This is a genomic window from Fimbriimonadia bacterium (assembly GCA_039961735.1).
Classification (GTDB): domain Bacteria; phylum Armatimonadota; class Fimbriimonadia; order Fimbriimonadales; family JABRVX01; genus JABRVX01.
The window spans coordinates 1-16,034 of record JABRVX010000028.1; the positions used below are offsets into that span (position 1 = coordinate 1).

General features: G+C 62.7%; 12 protein-coding genes and 1 pseudogene. 4 read left to right on the forward strand and 9 right to left on the reverse strand.

Annotated elements, in window-relative coordinates; genetic code table 11:
• Nucleotides 1-495: 495 nt before the first annotated feature.
• From HRF45_08000 to HRF45_08020, 5 genes are read right to left on the reverse strand one after another with little or no spacing between them, the layout of a single operon-like run.
• On the reverse strand, nt 496-1,926 hold the full coding sequence (locus tag HRF45_08000; GenBank protein ID MEP0766465.1) for an alpha/beta fold hydrolase: 1,431 nt from the start codon (nt 1,924-1,926) through the stop codon (nt 496-498).
• Between the two features lie 16 nt (nt 1,927-1,942).
• Entirely contained in the window at nt 1,943-3,319 is a 1,377-nt protein-coding gene (locus HRF45_08005; protein MEP0766466.1) for a TIGR01777 family protein, read from the reverse strand.
• Nucleotides 3,316-4,689 (reverse strand): deoxyribodipyrimidine photo-lyase, encoded by a 1,374-nt coding sequence (locus tag HRF45_08010; protein ID MEP0766467.1) that lies wholly within the window; start codon nt 4,687-4,689, stop codon nt 3,316-3,318. Before HRF45_08010 ends, HRF45_08005 begins: the two co-directional genes overlap by 4 nt.
• Nucleotides 4,686-6,146 (reverse strand): SDR family oxidoreductase, encoded by a 1,461-nt coding sequence (locus tag HRF45_08015; protein MEP0766468.1) that lies wholly within the window; start codon nt 6,144-6,146, stop codon nt 4,686-4,688. The genes HRF45_08010 and HRF45_08015 overlap by 4 nt, the downstream gene beginning before the upstream one ends.
• 54 nt (nt 6,147-6,200) lie before the next feature.
• Nucleotides 6,201-7,700, reverse strand: coding sequence for an aldehyde dehydrogenase family protein (locus HRF45_08020; protein ID MEP0766469.1), 1,500 nt, complete (start codon nt 7,698-7,700; stop codon nt 6,201-6,203).
• A gap of 206 nt (nt 7,701-7,906) precedes the next feature.
• On the opposite strand from HRF45_08020, the gene HRF45_08025 reads away from it, so the two are divergent.
• Complete coding sequence (locus HRF45_08025) at nt 7,907-8,407, forward strand: CHRD domain-containing protein (GenBank protein ID MEP0766470.1); 501 nt, start codon at nt 7,907-7,909, stop codon at nt 8,405-8,407.
• A 325-nt stretch (nt 8,408-8,732) separates the two neighbouring features.
• Here the strand turns inward: HRF45_08025 and HRF45_08030 are convergent, their stop codons facing one another.
• From HRF45_08030 to asnS, 4 genes and pseudogenes are all read right to left on the reverse strand, one after another.
• On the reverse strand, nt 8,733-8,948 hold the full coding sequence (locus HRF45_08030) for a hypothetical protein (protein ID MEP0766471.1): 216 nt from the start codon (nt 8,946-8,948) through the stop codon (nt 8,733-8,735).
• A 759-nt stretch (nt 8,949-9,707) separates the two neighbouring features.
• On the reverse strand, nt 9,708-9,905 hold the full coding sequence (locus tag HRF45_08035; protein ID MEP0766472.1) for a hypothetical protein: 198 nt from the start codon (nt 9,903-9,905) through the stop codon (nt 9,708-9,710).
• A 726-nt stretch (nt 9,906-10,631) separates the two neighbouring features.
• Nucleotides 10,632-10,802: pseudogene (locus HRF45_08040) on the reverse strand (prepilin-type N-terminal cleavage/methylation domain-containing protein).
• A 213-nt stretch (nt 10,803-11,015) separates the two neighbouring features.
• On the reverse strand, nt 11,016-12,407 hold the full coding sequence (gene asnS / locus HRF45_08045; protein ID MEP0766473.1) for an asparagine--tRNA ligase: 1,392 nt from the start codon (nt 12,405-12,407) through the stop codon (nt 11,016-11,018).
• Between the two features lie 146 nt (nt 12,408-12,553).
• On the opposite strand from asnS, the gene corA reads away from it, so the two are divergent.
• The 3 genes from corA to HRF45_08060 form a co-directional block, all read left to right on the forward strand.
• On the forward strand, nt 12,554-13,684 hold the full coding sequence (gene corA / locus HRF45_08050; protein ID MEP0766474.1) for a magnesium/cobalt transporter CorA: 1,131 nt from the start codon (nt 12,554-12,556) through the stop codon (nt 13,682-13,684).
• A gap of 54 nt (nt 13,685-13,738) precedes the next feature.
• Nucleotides 13,739-14,287: a hypothetical protein gene (locus HRF45_08055; GenBank protein ID MEP0766475.1), complete on the forward strand. Its 549-nt coding sequence runs from the start codon at nt 13,739-13,741 to the stop codon at nt 14,285-14,287.
• A 25-nt stretch (nt 14,288-14,312) separates the two neighbouring features.
• On the forward strand, nt 14,313-16,034 hold a 1,722-nt coding region (locus HRF45_08060), incomplete at its 3' end, for a hypothetical protein (protein MEP0766476.1).

A 16,034-nucleotide genomic window follows, 5' to 3' on the forward strand; every position in this document is an offset into this window, starting at 1 on the left:
GGCATCCCCATCCCGGCGATGAGCTTGGAACCGTGGCATCGCCGGGACGGCGATGCCACGGTTCCAAGCTCATCGCCGGGATGGGGATGCCACGGTTCCAAGCTCATCGCCGGGACGGGGATGCCACGGTTCCAAGCTCATCGCCGGGACGGCGATGCCACGGTTCCAAGTCCATCGCCGGGACGGCGATGCCACGGTTCCAAGCTCATCGCCGGGATGGGGATGCCACGGTCCAAAACCCATCGCCGGGACGGCGATGCCACGGTTCCAGGCCCATCGCCGGGACGGCGATGCCACGGTTCCAAGCTCATCGCCGGGACGGCGATGCCACGGTTCCAAGCCCATCGCCGGTACGGCGATGCCACGGCTGTAACTGTACCGGCACAGTCGCAGTGTAATCGTCGGGCGGAATGATGCGATCTCGGGCCACGACATGGATGGTCTCCCCTTGGGGTGCAGACGTGGCAGCCCACCGCGCCTGGTTCGCAACCCAACCTACTTGCCTGTCAGTCGATGCCCTAGCAGCCACTCGACCGCGAAAGGCAGTTGCGCGCCCACCAGCAACGTGTGCCCGTAGCCGTCAACGCTCACCAGCTCGACCGGAAGGCTGGCCTGCTGCACCTTCTCCACGAGTGCCTTCACGCCGGCAGCCGGCACGACCGCGTCCTTCTGGCCGGTGATAACCAGGGTCGGCGCGGCCTTCTTCACATCACCCTTCGGCATCCCGAAAGCCGACGCAAGGCAGCACGCCGCCGCGAAAACATCCGACATCTCGGTTGCGAGCTGCGACGCCAACCCGCCCCCTAAGGAGTGTCCCAGTACGTAGACGCGAGTCCGGTCTATGCCTTGCTCCGCCGATACCAACTCGACCAGCTTGCGAACCTCCGCCGGCTTGCCCAGGTAGTCCGTGGTCCGAGGCGTCACCACTACGAAGCCGTGCTTCTGCGCGAGTACTCGAAGCATGCCCGAGCCATACGAGTTGAAGAACATATGCTCATCGCCGCCCGCGCCATGGAAGGCGACGACCAACGGTCGTGGGCCCCCACCAGGTGCCGCGGGAGGCGCGTACACGCGAAACGGCGCCTCCTTGCCGGAGACCGTCCGCACCCTCCACGTGTCGCCCGTCTTGCCTACGTAGGGGTTGGTGCCCGCCTCCAGTTTGGCGACCTCCATCGCGAGGTCGGACATCATCGCAGGGAGATCGGTGCACAGCTCGTGCTCCGTGTCGAATGGCGAGGTCATTACCCTGGCCCGAGCAAGGCAGGACGCCATCGCGTCAGTCAGTTTCGGGTCGGTTTTGGTGATCGCTCGAAGCCTCGCTGTCGCTTCGGACCCGGCCTGCTCGGGTGCACTCGGTAAAACGGGTAGCCGCAGACTAACGGCAGTGTCCGCGTCGTCGGACCATAGCGCCAGCGTGTAGGTGCCCACATCGAGGCCCTTCTCTGGCAGAAGGATCTCTGCCGAGGTGGTGCGGTTGGCCGACACCGTGACGGGGTACTCCTTCTGTTCGGCACCCGTCGGATCGATCAGCTTCACCGTTAGCTTCGTCTCGCCGGCCGTGTCGGCCAGCGCGTAGATAGGGCTGCACTTCAGCTCCAATGCGACCTGCTGATTCGCCGGTGCAAAGGGCGGCACCAGCTTCCAACGGACGGATGCGGCGACCCGAGCACCTGGACTGCCGAAGCCCGGATCGAGTGAGCCGGTCAGGCGGTCGATCTGCTCGATGGCCTGCTGGAAGCTTCCGGCGAAGAACGCAAGCGTTGCGCGATCGAATGCGACGTTCGCCTCGGCAACCTTGTCCGCCGCAAGGGGCGCCAGCACCATCGCACGCTCCAGCCTCAACAGGCAACGCGCAAGGTCCATCCGTGTGACCGTGGCCTCCTGCTGCGTACCTAACGCTGTCAGAACCGCAAACCAAAACATCATCGCACCGGACCTCCCACTAACCTCTACGGCCAAGTAGATGATTGAGTGCATCCGCTAAACGCGGTAGCCTGAATGAGAACCCTGAACCCAACAGCTTCGCTGGCACCACCCGCTGGCTCGCCAACACCAGGGCGTCGGCCGCTTCTCTTCCCATTGCCATCCGAACCACCAGCGCCGGAGTCGGGATCAGTGCCGGACGGCCAACGGCGGCCGCCAGCGAACGTGCGAAGTCGCGCTGACACACAGGCTCCGGTGACACCACGTTGACCGGGCCGCTGAGGTCACGATTCAGAAGTACGTGGAGCAGAGAATGAAGAACATCATCCATCGCGACCCAACTGACGAACTGTTTTCCGGAACCGATGATTCCTGACGCGCCGACCAGAGCCAAAGGCAAGAGACGCCTGAGCGCACCACCCTTTGGGGAGAGTATGACCCCGAATCGTGGATGCACGACGCGGATGCCGGCTTCGCGCGCAGCCGAAGCTGCTTCCTCCCAAGCAGCAACTACGTCCGGTAAAAAGCCGCTACCTCGCGCCGACTCTTCCGTTAGCTCCGTGTCGCCGCGATCGCCATAGAAGCCGATTGCCGATGCCGAGATCAACGTGACAGGAGGTTTCGTCAGCCTGGCGAGTGCCTCTGCCAACAGACGGGTGGAGTCCACTCGGCTCTTCAGAATTGCGGCCTTCTTCTCCGAAGTCCACCTTCCCTCGATGCTCTCACCCGCCAGATGGATCACCGCGTCGAAACCTTCCAGCAAAGAAGGATCGAGGTCTCCCCGCGCCGGGTCCCAGCGAATCTCGGAGTCCGTCTGCGGGGCCCTGCGTACCAGCGAAGCCACGTGGTGACCACCCGTGCTGAGAAACGGTCGAAGGTGGCTGCCGACCAAGCCTCCAGCGCCCGAGATCAGCACGCGCATCGGCCCGGTATTCCTAGCCCCATAGTGTGCTTCCACGTCCCACTGTAGTACCCGCGATCGGTACCGAAACACCCGTTGCACCCTCGTTCTCACCGACCGCCCGGCCAGCATCCGACCCAGCAACCCGAACGGCAGCCGGTACTCCAGGGTCTCATCCAGTCTGCAGCCTGGCCCCTCGTCCTCGAAACGCCTCCGATGAAGCCACTGGGCGAACGGCCCACGAAGCTGGAAGTCATCGAACGACCGGCCGTGTTCGTATCCACGGTGCTCCGCCAGCCAGTGGATTCGAAATGGCCCGATTGGCACCTCTAGCGTCGCCCTGCTTCCGTCCCGGATGCCACCATGGCTCTCGACCAACCGCACTTTGTCCCAAGGCGGACTCAGCCTATCGAACGCCCCCGGTCGCTCGTGCCACTCGAAGGCGAACTCCCTAGGGGCTGCCAGCGTGGTAGAGAACTGCAGCAGCTCGCTCACGAACGGCGAAGCCCCTCGAACGCCGCGAGCGCCCGTTGCCTTGCTGCGGCGTGATCCACGATGGGCGCTGGGTAGCCGCTTGCCATGCCATCGAGCGAGTGACGCGGTTCGTGGATCTCGCTGGATGGGATTGCGGAAAGCTCAGGGACCCACCTCCGGACATAGTCGCCCTTCGGGTCGAACTTCTTCCCCTGCATCACTGGATTGAAGATGCGAAAGTAAGGCGCAGCGTCCGCCCCACAACCTGCTGCCCACTGCCAGCCGAGTGTATTGTTGGCCAAGTCGGCGTCCACCAGTGTGTCCCAAAACCACCTCGCACCCTGCTGCCACGGGATTAGTAGATCCTTCACCAGGAAGGATGCTACGACCATCCTGGTCCTGTTGTGCATCCACCCCGTGTACCACAGCTCTCGCATCCCTGCGTCCACGAACGGATAGCCGGTCAGCCCCTTCGTCCACCGATGAAACGCATCTGGATCCTTCACCCAGGGGAAATCGCGAAACTGCTCGCGCAGCGGCTCTGTCGGTGTGTGGGGGAAGTGCCAGAGCAAGTGGTGGGCAAACTCCCGCCACCCCAACTCCGAAGCATATACCGAGGAGCGCCGGCACGCATGCCACACCTCTCGCGTCGAAATCTCCCCGAAGTGCAGATGCGGGGAAAGCCTAGAAGTCCCCGGGATGTCAGGGCGGTTCCGGTCCGTTGCGTAGCGGTCCACCGGCCCACCAGCGAACCGCTCCAGCAGTTTTCTCGCCCCTGCTTCTCCAGGCTCCCACATTTCCCTCAGGCCTGCAGCCCAATCCACTTCTGGCAGAAGCCCCAAGTCTTCCACGGTGAGCGACGTCGGCCAGGTACCGGGCGCATCGAGCGACGTCGGCCCCGCCGTCGGACGCGGCGGCTCGGGAGCGGCAAGGCACGCTTTCCAGAAGGGCGTGAACACCTGATACGGCTTGCCGTCGGCAGTCGCAATCTCCCACGGCTCGTGCAGCAGGGAACTACCGTGCACACTTGTGTGCACCCCGAGCTGCTCCACGGCAGCAACGACATCTGCTTCCACTTCGCGCGCGGTAGGTTCATACCGCCTGGAGAAGATCAGAGCGTTGGCCCCGACCTCTCTGACAACTCCCGGAATGACCTGGGCAGCGCGCCCACGGCGAATGACGAGATGGGAGCCCCGATGCCTCAGCTCCGCGTCCAGTGAAACTAGCGAGTGGTGCAACCACCACCGACTCGCCGCACCCATTGGCCACTCCCCTTCGTCTTCGGGCGACCAGACGAACAGAGGTACTACGGCACCGGAAGAAGCTGCCTGTGCGAGCGCAGGATTGTCGGAAAGGCGCAAATCGGTCCGAAACCAGACTACCGAAGTCATTTGCCGTTTTCCCTCTCCGCCCGCCGAGCGATTTCCCGCAGCATTCCCCCGAAGATGGCGGCATGGATGGGGTACAGGAGGTACCAGTACAGCCTTCCGCTAACCCCTGCTGGATCGAAAACGGCAGTCTGCCGAATCTGCGAGCCCCCGTTCGCCGGTATCACTTCGAACTGAAGCCAAGCGCGACCGGGCACCTTCATACCGGCCACCAAGCGCAGGAGATGGTTCCTCTCGAAGGCCTCCACTGTCCAAAAGTCCAGCGGCTCGCCCGGAGAAATCTCTTCGGGGTGCCTTCGGCCTCTTCGCATGCCCGGTCCCCCGACCAGCAGGTCTAGCGCGCCGCGCAACCGCCACAGCCAGTCACCGTAGTACCAACCGTTTGCCCCTCCGATCCGCTGAATAGGCTCGAACGCTTGCTCCGGCGGCACTCGCACCAGCCGCACCCGCGAGTCCACAATCCGTGGTCCGAATCGCACTCCTCCCCAGCTTCGAGGTCTCCCGGCGGACGAAAGAGCGTCCGACCAGCGCGTCTCGGCGTACTCACGGTCCTCGTTCGCGAGCGCTCGCTCGATTGCCTCTCGGAATCCACGTGGCCTAATCGCAAACGCTTCCAGAGCGCTGTCGTCCGTCACGACGGTCTCGTTGCGCACGCTATCAATCAGCTTCCTTCCGACCCTTGCGTACAGCGGTGTTACCAAACCGAGCCACAGACTGGAAAGCCACGGTGTCAGCACGGGCACCGGCAGAATCAACCGCTTCAGACCCCGCTGTCTCGCATATTCGCGCAGGAGATCGAGATAGCTCACGCGGTCGGGTCCACCGATCTCGAAAACGCGACTCCCGTCCAGGGGCACGTGCACCGCCGCTGCCAGATACTCGATGACGTCCTCCACGGCGATTGGTTGCGTCGGTGTCAGCACCCAGCGAGGCGTGACCATCACGGGAAGCGACTCTACGAGGGAACGAACCATCTCGAATGAAAGGCTGCCCGAGCCAATGATCACCGAAGCGCGAAACTCGATGGTTGGGACTCCGCTTTCACGCAAGATCTTCCCAACTTCCTGTCTGCTGGCCAGGTGAGGCGAAAGACTATCCCCTCTCCCAAGGCCTCCGAGGTAGATGATCCGACCAACCCCCGCTTCCGCGGCCGCCAAGCCGAAGGCTCTAGCACCCTCGCGGTCCTCCTCGTCGAACCTCCCGGAGGAACCCATCGAGTGGACGAGATAATACGCGGCGAAGACCCCACGCATCGCGCCACGTAGGGACGCTGGGTCCGTCACGTCACCCTGCACCACTTCGGTGTCCGGCCCCACACGTGATGCCAAAGGATGCGGATTGCGCGCCATGCAGCGCACTCGATACCCCCGACTCTCCAGGACGCGCAGAAGCCTGCCGCCGACGTAGCCTGTGGCTCCCGTCAGCAGCACACGATCCGCGGCACGCCCCTCGCTGCTCATCGTATAGTCAAACGCCAGCGAGAGCTTGCGGCTCGGCAGAGGTTCCAATAAGGACTAGCCGCTGAGTGCCTCCGTGTCGATCTGCGCGCGCTGCAGCCGACCAGAAAAGTCCACGTACACCGACTTCCACTCGGTGAAGATGTCCAGTACCTGGTGCCCCGACTCTCTGTGCCCGTTGCCGGTGTTTTTGACCCCGCCGAACGGCAACCCGACTTCGGCCCCGATGGTCGGGCCATTGATGTAGGTGATGCCTGCTTGGATGTCTCGCATGGCGCGGAACGCACGATTTACGTCACGGGTGTAGATAGAGCTAGACAACCCGTAGGTACAGTCGTTCGCCACCGCAATCGCCTCTTCGAAAGACGATACTTCGGTAATTCCCACAACGGGCCCGAATATCTCCTCCTGAAAAATGCGCATTTTGGGGGTCACGTCGGCAAACACCGTTGGCGCATAGAACGAACCCTTGGCATACTCCCCATCCGTCAACGCGTGCCCACCGCACAGCATCCTCGCGCCCTCGGCTTTACCTATCTCGACGTAGCCGTGCACCGAATCTCGCTGGGCGGCATTGATGCATGGGCCCATCTGTACGCTGTCGTCCAACCCGTTGCCGATCTTCAGTTCCTTGGCTCGAGCAACCAGCATCGAGGTGAACTCCTCCCTCACGTCTCGATGCACGATGAGGCGTGATGTCGCCGTGCATCGCTGCCCCGTGGTGCCGAACGCGCCCCACAGAGCACCCTCTACGGCGAGCTCGAGATTCGCGTCCTCCATCACGATCTGAGGGTTCTTGCCGCCCAGTTCCAGCGATAGACGCTTCAGCCGCTCGCCACACACCGCGGCAAGGCGCTTGCCTACTTCCGAAGATCCCGTGAACGAGACCACCCCGACATCCGGATGGGTGGCAAGCGTCTCGCCCACGTCACGCCCGCTGCCGTACACCAGGTGGATGCACTTCGGTGGAAGACCGGCGTCCAACAGGGCCTCGACGAAGCGGGCGGAAGATGCCGGGGTGTCGGTGGCCGGCTTCAGCACCACCGTGTTGCCGCACACGAGGGCAGGGAATATCTTCCACGAGGGGATTGCCATCGGGAAATTCCACGGAGTGATCATCACGGCAACACCGATGGGGCATCGAATGCTCATGCCGAACTTGTTCGGTAGCTCGCATGGGACAGTGTCGCCGTACATCCTCCGTCCTTCGCCGGCCATCATGTAGGCGGTATCTATGGCCTCCTGAACGTCGCCGCGTGTTTCGGCTAGGATCTTGCCCATCTCTCGTGTCATCAGCCGGGCTAGGTCTTCCTTGCGCTCGGCCAGGATGTCCCCGCATCGCTTGATGATCTCGCCACGCCGTGGGGCGGGGACCAGCGCCCAAGCTTTCTGCGCCTCCTTGGCCGAGGCCACCGCGGCCTCCACTTCTTCTCTCCCACACTTGGGAAAGGTGCCGACGACGTCGCTGTTGTCTGCCGGGTTGATGTTCTCGAAAGTACCTCGGGTGCCGGACGCGACCCACTCGCCATTGATAAGAGCGCGGAACTGCTCTGCCATCTGAATCTCCTTCGAATCGGTGGTTGCCGTTATGGTACCTGCCAGTAGCTTTCGTGATCCGGCCCCGAAAATTGCCGTCGAGTTGCCCAGAGTCAGCGTATAATTAGCAATACTAAAAGGAATGCCGACAAGCCCTTGACTCCACCACGCTGGGGGTTAGGCAAGGCGTTTCAGCCAATCGCTTACACGTAGAAAGGAAGCGACGCATGAAGACAGTTCGTGTCCTTGCCGCCACGTTTGCGGCTCTAACCGTCTGCACCACCACGGCACTGGCGGCGCTGTGGGAGGTCAACATGACCGGCCTAGAGGAGGTGCCGCCCAACGCGAGCCCGGGAACGGGCTACGGCCTCTTCGACATCAACATGGTCACTGGCGACTTCACGTACTCGATGACCGCCGACGGGCTTACTTCTACAATCATCGCGGCTCACATACACAATGCGCCCGTGGGCGTCAACGGCCCCGTCATCTTCAACCTGCTACCGGGCGGCGTCTGGACCAATCCGGTCGTGGGCGCCGGGACCCTGAGCGCCACCCATTTGGCAGAGCTCGTAGCTGGGAACTTGTACGTCAACGTACACACACAGACATTTCCTGGTGGGGAGATTCGCGGTCAGATGCGACTGGTGCCCGAGCCAGGGTCGCTAGCAGCACTGGGAGCCGGGTTGGCCGGCCTTCTGGCCGCTCATAGGCGGCGCAGGGCGTAAGGGGTTGGAGACTTCTGCAGGCCTCTAGAGTGAACCCCGAGGCCGTCCGGCACGACTGCCGGACGGCCTCGTTCTTCTTCTTCTATCCCTCGCCACTCGTAGGGGATGGGTCAGTGACAGTGAGCGCCGCGCCCGGTCGTCATGCTTCGACAGGCTCAGCATGACGGATAGCACTGCATGGCGGATAGCACTGCCCCATCCTCTCGCAGTGGAGAGGGCAGAGGCGGCCAAGCGAAGCCAATCAGCCGAACCCCGAGGCCGTCCGGCACAACTGCCGGACGGCCTCGTTCCATCTCTGCCACTCCCTGCAAGAAGGCAGATGGTGCTACAAGCCGTCGTCGTAGATAATGCCGCCGCCAACGGCCGAGGGATGACCTTTCACGTCGCCCTTGCGGTCGGTGTCGGGGGACTCCCCCGGCTGCTCGATCTTGAGCTTGCCCTTATCCGAGTCGCTGTCCACGGGCCCCAGGCGGTCGCATCCGGCGGCGCCGAGTCCCAACGGCAAGGCGAGAATCCACAGCGGCAATCGCATACCGCCCAAGTATAGCGAAATCCGCGCCTTTGTCAAGGTACACGGGCGTATACCGAAACGCCCGGATTTTCCCCCGACCCTGGGGACCAACGCGGTCCCTGCCTCCACGTTCGGCTGCCGCCAAGCTTCCGCCCACGGACGACCCCAACAGCCGAACGTCGAGGCTCGGAGCAACCGCCTCGATTCCCGCCTGCGCGGGAATTACAGTAACGAGCGTACGCCCGTAGCCTTCGTCATTCCCGCGCAGGCGGGAATCTAATACCTCAATGCCCTGGCCCACCTCCGTCGCTCTGCCCCCAGTGCACGCACGCTGCGATCCGGATGACCGGACCGAGTAACTTGCGGCTGGTGGCAGTGGAGAAAGAGATTCCTCGCTGCGCTCGGAATGACAGCTTAGCCGCCGGCAGTTCGGAGTTGAGGGCCTTGACGTGGACGCTGCCAGAATCCATGCCCTGGCCCGCGTTCCCGGTCGGTGGCGCTGAAGCTCACACCTACTGCCGTCCCAGGGACCGCGCCGGGGCGCTCTCAGGAGCCTCGACGTTCGGCTGCCAGCGTCGGCTACGGGCCAGAGCTTTGCGGTAGACGGGAGCCGAAACGTCTAAGCATGGAATCTAAGCAGTATTGATGCATGGAAACGTCTAGGCATGGAAAATAGCGCAACAGCATTGGAATCGCATCACCGGGGCTGGCGGCTGAAGCGTTGCCGGACTCCCGCGGAGCAGGTAGGGCCCGCCCAGGAGGGCGGGCCTGGCTGATGAGAACGCGGCTCTACTGGCCCTCGCCGCCTGCTGCTCCACCGCCTCCGGCGCCACCTGCGGCACCTCCGGGCGACGCGACTGGCAAGTCGGGGTTCGGCTCGCCCTTTGGCTGCAGCGGGGTCTTGCTGTAGTCCTTCTGCTCGCTACAGCCTACCATCACCAGAGCGACCAGTACCGCCAGAGCAAGAAGTAGTGCGTTACGAATCACCGTTATGCGCCTCCTGCATTTTCCAGAGCCTTCATCCGACGCGGATGGAGGCACTAAATCTAGCGCCTAGTCCGCCCGGTAGTCCCAGCGGGCGTCGTCAGCGATTGCCTCAATCCGGAACTTCTTCGTGTGACCATCGAGCAACACGGTGTTGATCCCGTTCGAGTGGCGCGGATCGGGTGACACGCTATTCCAGCCGCCGAACCACCAGATGCCGCCGATCGCGTTTGCCGCGGTGGGCGGATCGCTCACGATATAGCCGGCCTTGTACCGCTGCTCATCGGTTATCCAGACTCTGCTGTCCACGAAGACAATCGTGTCCGCTGGCGCCTGGAACTTCGTGAGCCTCTGAGGCACCTGCAGGCCCAACGTGAACCCTGGGTAGCTGGGGTGGGCCGAGGGCGCAAAGTAGACCCAGTTATACCCGTGCTGGGCGAACCGACTCCAGTTGAACCACCAATTGTACGGTGAGTTCGCCCCATAGATGCCGAACGGGTCGCCTGCGGTGGGACAACGGAGCACGTCATAACTCTTGCGGTACTTCTCCAGCAGCCAAGGCCAGCCCGGGGTCTGAGGCGTGCACGGCTGGTCGGGTAAGCCCGGCTTGCTCGGACGCATACAACCCGGTGCTACGTCGTTGGCATTCGTGCCTGGGAAGTACGTAAGGACGGCCGAGTTGTTGTTGTCGCCCGTGTACATCAGGAATGCCTTGATCTCCTGATTGCAGTTGCTCAGGCACTGCGTGGCGGCTGCCTGCTCGCGAGCGCGGGCGAAAACGGGGAACAGAATCGCTGCAAGAATCGCGATGATTGCGATAACGACGAGAAGCTCGATTAGGGTGAAACCCCTGCGAGTGTCTGCGTTCAAGGATATACCTCCGCCCGAAAGCTGATCCATCGTATTGGGGCTGCACTTCGGCCAATAAAGATTGTAGGGCCTTCGCCCAAATGGGTGTACCCGAAACGGGTGCACCCATGCCCAACTCTCTGGCACCCGCTAGCAGGGCCAGCTATATGTAGGACGGATGCAGCTGCCGGGAAGTTCATCGTAGCCGCAGATAGCCCGACTAGGCTGACACGTCCGCATAGTCGGACCGGTCGGCTTACCTCGTCAGAACTCCGCCTGCAAAGGCGCCCGCGGGAAGGGGATCACGTCACGGATGTTCTTCATGCCCGTAACGAACATTACCATCCGCTCGAAGCCGAGCCCGAATCCCGCGTGCGGCACCGTGCCGAACTTACGCAGCTCCAGATACCACCAATAGGGCTCTTCCGGGAGGCCGTGCTCGCGAATCGCCTGGAGCAGCACATCGTGTCGCTCCTCTCTTTGGCTACCTCCGACGATCTCACCGATGCGCGGAAACAGGATGTCCATCGCCGCAACGGTCTTCCCGTCGTCGTTCCGACGCATATAGAAGGCCTTAATGCTCTTCGGGTAATCCACCACCGTAACGGGACGCTGGAACAACTCCTCGGTCAGATAGCGCTCGTGCTCCGTCTGGATGTCCATACCCCAAAACACGGGGAACTCGAACGGTCGGTCGGCCTTCTCCAGCAGCTCGACCGCTTCCGTATAGCTGATCCTCTCGAACGACGACCCGACCACGTGCTCTAGGGTCGGCAGCACGCTCTCGTCAATCCGCTTGGTAAAGAACTCCAAGTCTTCCCGGCAGTGCTCTAGCGCGTAGGAGATCAAGTACTTCAGGAACTCCTCGGCCAGGTCGGCATCGCCTGCCAAGTCGCAGAATGCCATCTCCGGCTCGATCATCCAGAACTCGGCTAGGTGGCGAGGTGTGTTCGAGTTCTCTGCACGGAAGGTGGGGCCGAAGGTGTAGCAGTTCGAGAAGGCGAGTGCGAAGATCTCGGCCTCCAACTGCCCGCTTACCGTCAGAAAGGTGGGCTTGCCGAAGAAGTCTTGCGAGTAGTCCACGGAGCCTTCCGGCGTTCGCGGCAGGTTCATCAAGTCTAGCGTCGTCACGCCGAACATCGCGCCCGCCCCTTCGCAGTCCGAGGCAGTTATGATGGGCGTGTGGACCCAGAGAAACCCCCGCTCGTGGAAGAACCGATGGATGGCATAGGCGAGTGCGTGCCGCACCCGGAACACGGCGCCGAATGTGTTCGACCGCGTCCGAAGGTGCGCGATCTCGCGCAGGTACTCGAACGAGTGCCGCTTTTTCTGTAGTGGATACGTCGCAGGCTCCGCTTCGCCGAACAGCTCGACGGCTGAGACACGCAGCTCCACGGCCTGGCCTGCGGCGGGCGATTCCACGAGCTCTCCCTCTGCGCGGATGCATGCGCCCGTCGTGACCTTCGCGAGCAGATCGTCGGGCAGTACTCCGGCATCTACTACCAACTGCAGGTTGCTCATGCAGCTCCCGTCGTTCAGCTCGGCGAACGACACATTCGCCGAGTCGCGCCGGGTACGTACCCAGCCGTGCGCGACGACGCGGCGGCCGGGTTCCATACGCAAGATGGTCTTGACGGAGGTTGACGGGTCTAGCATCGGGCAAGAGACTCCTGGTGGGTCATCGGCATACAAGAACGAGAGTGTATCGGATAGGCTAGCGAGGGTGCAAGGAGCCCGGCCACGGTCTGCGGCAAGAAGCGACGCGCGGACGGCGAACTTCGGACTGAGAATAGGAGGACAGAGTGAGCAGCAAAAGGCGCCGTAGACGAGAGAACCCGGCCCATCGCCGTCTGCCTGTCGGTACGGCACCGGGGACGCTGATTGCCGATCCGACGGCGCGCGCCACCACGCTAAGGGTTATCGCCTACGGCCCACAAGGCTGCGTGGATCGATCGGGAACCGATCCACAAGCGGTTCGGCGCTACCGCGACGAGTGGCCGAACGTGTGGGTGGACGTCGTCGGCTTGGGCGACGTAGATCTCATCCGCGGCATCGGCGAGCAGTTCGGCCTGCACGTGCTCGCCCTGGAGGACGTGCTCAACCCACACCAGCGGCCGAAGCTGGAGGATTTCGAGAGCTATCGCTTTCTGGTGGTGCGTGCCGTGCACGGCGGCGAGAGCCTGCGCACCGAACAGCTCTGCCTGTTCCTCGGTGACGGCTACCTGGTCACGTTCCAGGAGGACGCCCAGGACTGCTTCGACCCCATCCGCAAACGCATCGCAGCCCGCGAGCCCGGCATCCTCGGCCGTGGGACCGACTATCTAATGTACTGCATCTTGGACGCAGTCGTGGATGCCTACTTTCCACCCCTCGAAGATCTGGGCGAGCGACTCGACGTGGTGGAGTCGCACATCCTGACCCGACCGGACGAGCACACGATGGCGCAGGTGTACGGAGTGAAGCGCGAGCTGCTCACCCTGCGCCGCGCGGTTTGGCCGCTTCGAGAGGCGGTCAACGCTCTCATCCGCGACACTTCTTCGCTCACTTCGGACGGCGTGCGGGTCTATCTGCGCGACTGCTACGACCACATCGTGCGGCTGATGGAGATCGTGGAGCTGAGCCGCGAGGTGTGCGCCGACCTGATGGACCTGTACGTCTCCGCCGTGAGCAACCGTCTGAACGAGGTGATGAAGGTACTCACTATCATCGCCACCGTGTTTATTCCGCTCACCTTCGTCACGGGCATCTACGGAATGAACTTCAACACCGAGCGCTCGCCGTGGAACATGCCCGAGCTCGACTGGCCTTTCGGCTACCTGTTCGCGCTCAGCCTGATGATGCTCATCGCGTTGCTGATGGTAGTGTTCTTCTGGCGGCGCGGCTGGATCGGGCCGCAGGGCGAGAGCGACACCCAGCACGAGGAGCACCCGTAGGCTCGGAGTCGGTCGGAAGGACCTCGGGCGTAGAGCGGGAATCGCTGGCCTCGTATGGAGGGTCTGAAGATCGTCGGTGTCTGCGTGTTGGCGTCGGTCGTCTACGGCCTGGTGCAGGATCAGATCACTTCGCGCATCTGCATCGAGTACTTCACCGTGTTCCACCCGCCGGTCATCGTCTCGGATTCTCCCACGCTGGTAGGTCTCGTGTGGGGGGTGATCGCTACCTGGTGGGTCGGCGTGTTGCTGGGAGCCCCGCTCGTTATGGTGTCGCGCCTCGGGTCGCGGCCGGAGCTGAATGCTGCGGACCTCGTCCGACCCATCGCTTGGCTGATGGTCGCAGTCGCGATTGGTGCGTTGGTGGCTGGGGTGGCAGGGTATATCGCCAGCAAGAACGGGTGGGCGTGGCCGCCAGAGTGGGTGGCGACGCAACTGCCGGTGGAGAAGCACGCAGCATTCATGGCGGATTGGTGGGCCCACCAGATGGCGTACGACGTCGGGTTCTTGGGTGGTATCGCACTCTGGGTGTATGCGTGGCTTCGGCGCCGAAAGCTGGCGCTGGAATTGACGTCGAAGGCAGCCGACCGCTCGCATCGCTGGTGAACTGGGGACGAAACAGGAGGCGGCAGTGACAGGGAGACTATTACTGCTCATACTAGGAGGAGTCATCACTATGTGCGCCGCTTCTGCACAAGAGAACCTCGCGCGCTCGGCCAAAGCGAGTGCATCCGAGTCCTATTCGGATCTGACACCCGACAAGGCGAACGACGGTGTGATGGAGTCGCGCTGGTCCGCCATTCCTGGACATAACGAAGGCGTGTGGTACCAGCTCGAGTGGCCCGCCGACGTTACGGTCGCAGAGGTGGTCATCCACCAATACGACCGGTATGTGTGGGAGCTAGACCTGCAGGCATGGGACGCTGAGCGCGGCGCATGGCGTACGCTTCGCCACGCGGGACGCGAGGGCCACAGTCTGCCGCGCGTGGTAGTGATCCGGTGCGAGCCGGTAGCCACTCGCAAGCTTCGCATCGCCAACATCACGCATGGCCCTAGCTTTACCGAGGTGCAGGTCTTCTCGGACCCGATGGCGATCCCGGTCCAGGCATACCTGGCCTCAGACCTGCGTGGTAACTTCATCGGCGTTGTTTCCGACTCGCTCGGCGCGATGCCTGTGCCTGGTGCCAAGGTCACTCTTGCCGGCGGCAGCGAGGGGGGGACCTGGCATAGCGAAGCCACTGCCGACGAGCACGGCATCTTTACCGCGCCCATGCCATATACCCTCAGTGGCGATGTCAGCGTTTCCGTGGAGACGATGGGCGTCACCCGCAGGCAGTCTGTAGACTCTCTGGATTTCCAATACGGCCTGACGCCGATTCCCGCCACCGGCGTTACCACCCTCGACGGTACGTGGCGATTCTGTCCCGATCCTCCCGACGGGTTTTGGGAGGCATCGTTCGAGGATTCGAACTGGACTGACTTAGAGACCCCCTCCCACTGGGTAATGAAGGGGTTTAGCTCGAAGACCGGTGTCGGAGGGTACCGAAGGCGTTTTCGTGCACCAGACGGCGAGGGGCGACTCAAACTCAGATTCGAAGGTGTGTATAGTGGCGCGGAAGTATGGATCAATGGAACCCTCGTCGCTAGACACGACGGTGGAGCGACACCCTTCGAAGCAGATGTCACCGAATCGGTGCGTGAGGGAGACAACCTCATCGCAGTGCGCGCAACCGAACACACACCGTGCTCGGACGAACTGGACCGCATGAGCTACTACGCGAGCTTTCCGCTCGGGGGCATCTATCGCAGCGTGTCGCTGTTCCGAGTCCCGGATGTGCATGTCGTCTTGATGGAAGCGCATACGGAGTTCGACGAGTACTATCGAGATGCTACCGTGGTTGCACGTGTTGCCGTAGCGAATGCCTCGGCCAAGCAGGCGAACACCATGGTCAGTATGTCTCTGATCGATGCAGTGGGCAATCGAGTGGCGGCCGGCGAGGAGCCCGTCCCCCTGGCGCTAACAGCGTGGGGCAGGGAAGAGGCCACGTTCCGCATTGCCGTTCGCGCACCTCGCAAGTGGGATGCAGAGCACCCCTACCTGTACACCCTTCGAGCCACCCTGAGTCCTGGTGAGGTACACACCGACATCCCGTTCGGCTTCCGTCAGACCGAGGTGAAAGGGTCCGAGGTGCTCATCAACGGGAGGCCCGTCAAGTTCAAGGGAACCTGCCATCACGACCAGCACCCCTTGATGGGTCGCGCCGTCACCGAGGAGCTAACAGAGCGTGACCTCACCATGATGAAGCAGGCGAACCTGAATGCAGTCCGCACCTCACACTACCCACCCGTGCCC

Coding starts and splice junctions, on each gene's coding strand:
- HRF45_08000 (MEP0766465.1), bottom strand. CDS start 1,926: ATGATGTTTTGGTTTGCGGTTCTGACAGCGTTAGGTACGCAGCAGGAG.
- HRF45_08010 (MEP0766467.1), bottom strand. CDS start 4,689: ATGACTTCGGTAGTCTGGTTTCGGACCGATTTGCGCCTTTCCGACAAT.
- HRF45_08015 (MEP0766468.1), bottom strand. CDS start 6,146: ATGAGCAGCGAGGGGCGTGCCGCGGATCGTGTGCTGCTGACGGGAGCC.
- HRF45_08020 (MEP0766469.1), bottom strand. CDS start 7,700: ATGGCAGAGCAGTTCCGCGCTCTTATCAATGGCGAGTGGGTCGCGTCC.
- HRF45_08025 (MEP0766470.1), top strand. CDS start 7,907: ATGAAGACAGTTCGTGTCCTTGCCGCCACGTTTGCGGCTCTAACCGTC.
- asnS (MEP0766473.1), bottom strand. CDS start 12,407: ATGCTAGACCCGTCAACCTCCGTCAAGACCATCTTGCGTATGGAACCC.
- HRF45_08055 (MEP0766475.1), top strand. CDS start 13,739: ATGGAGGGTCTGAAGATCGTCGGTGTCTGCGTGTTGGCGTCGGTCGTC.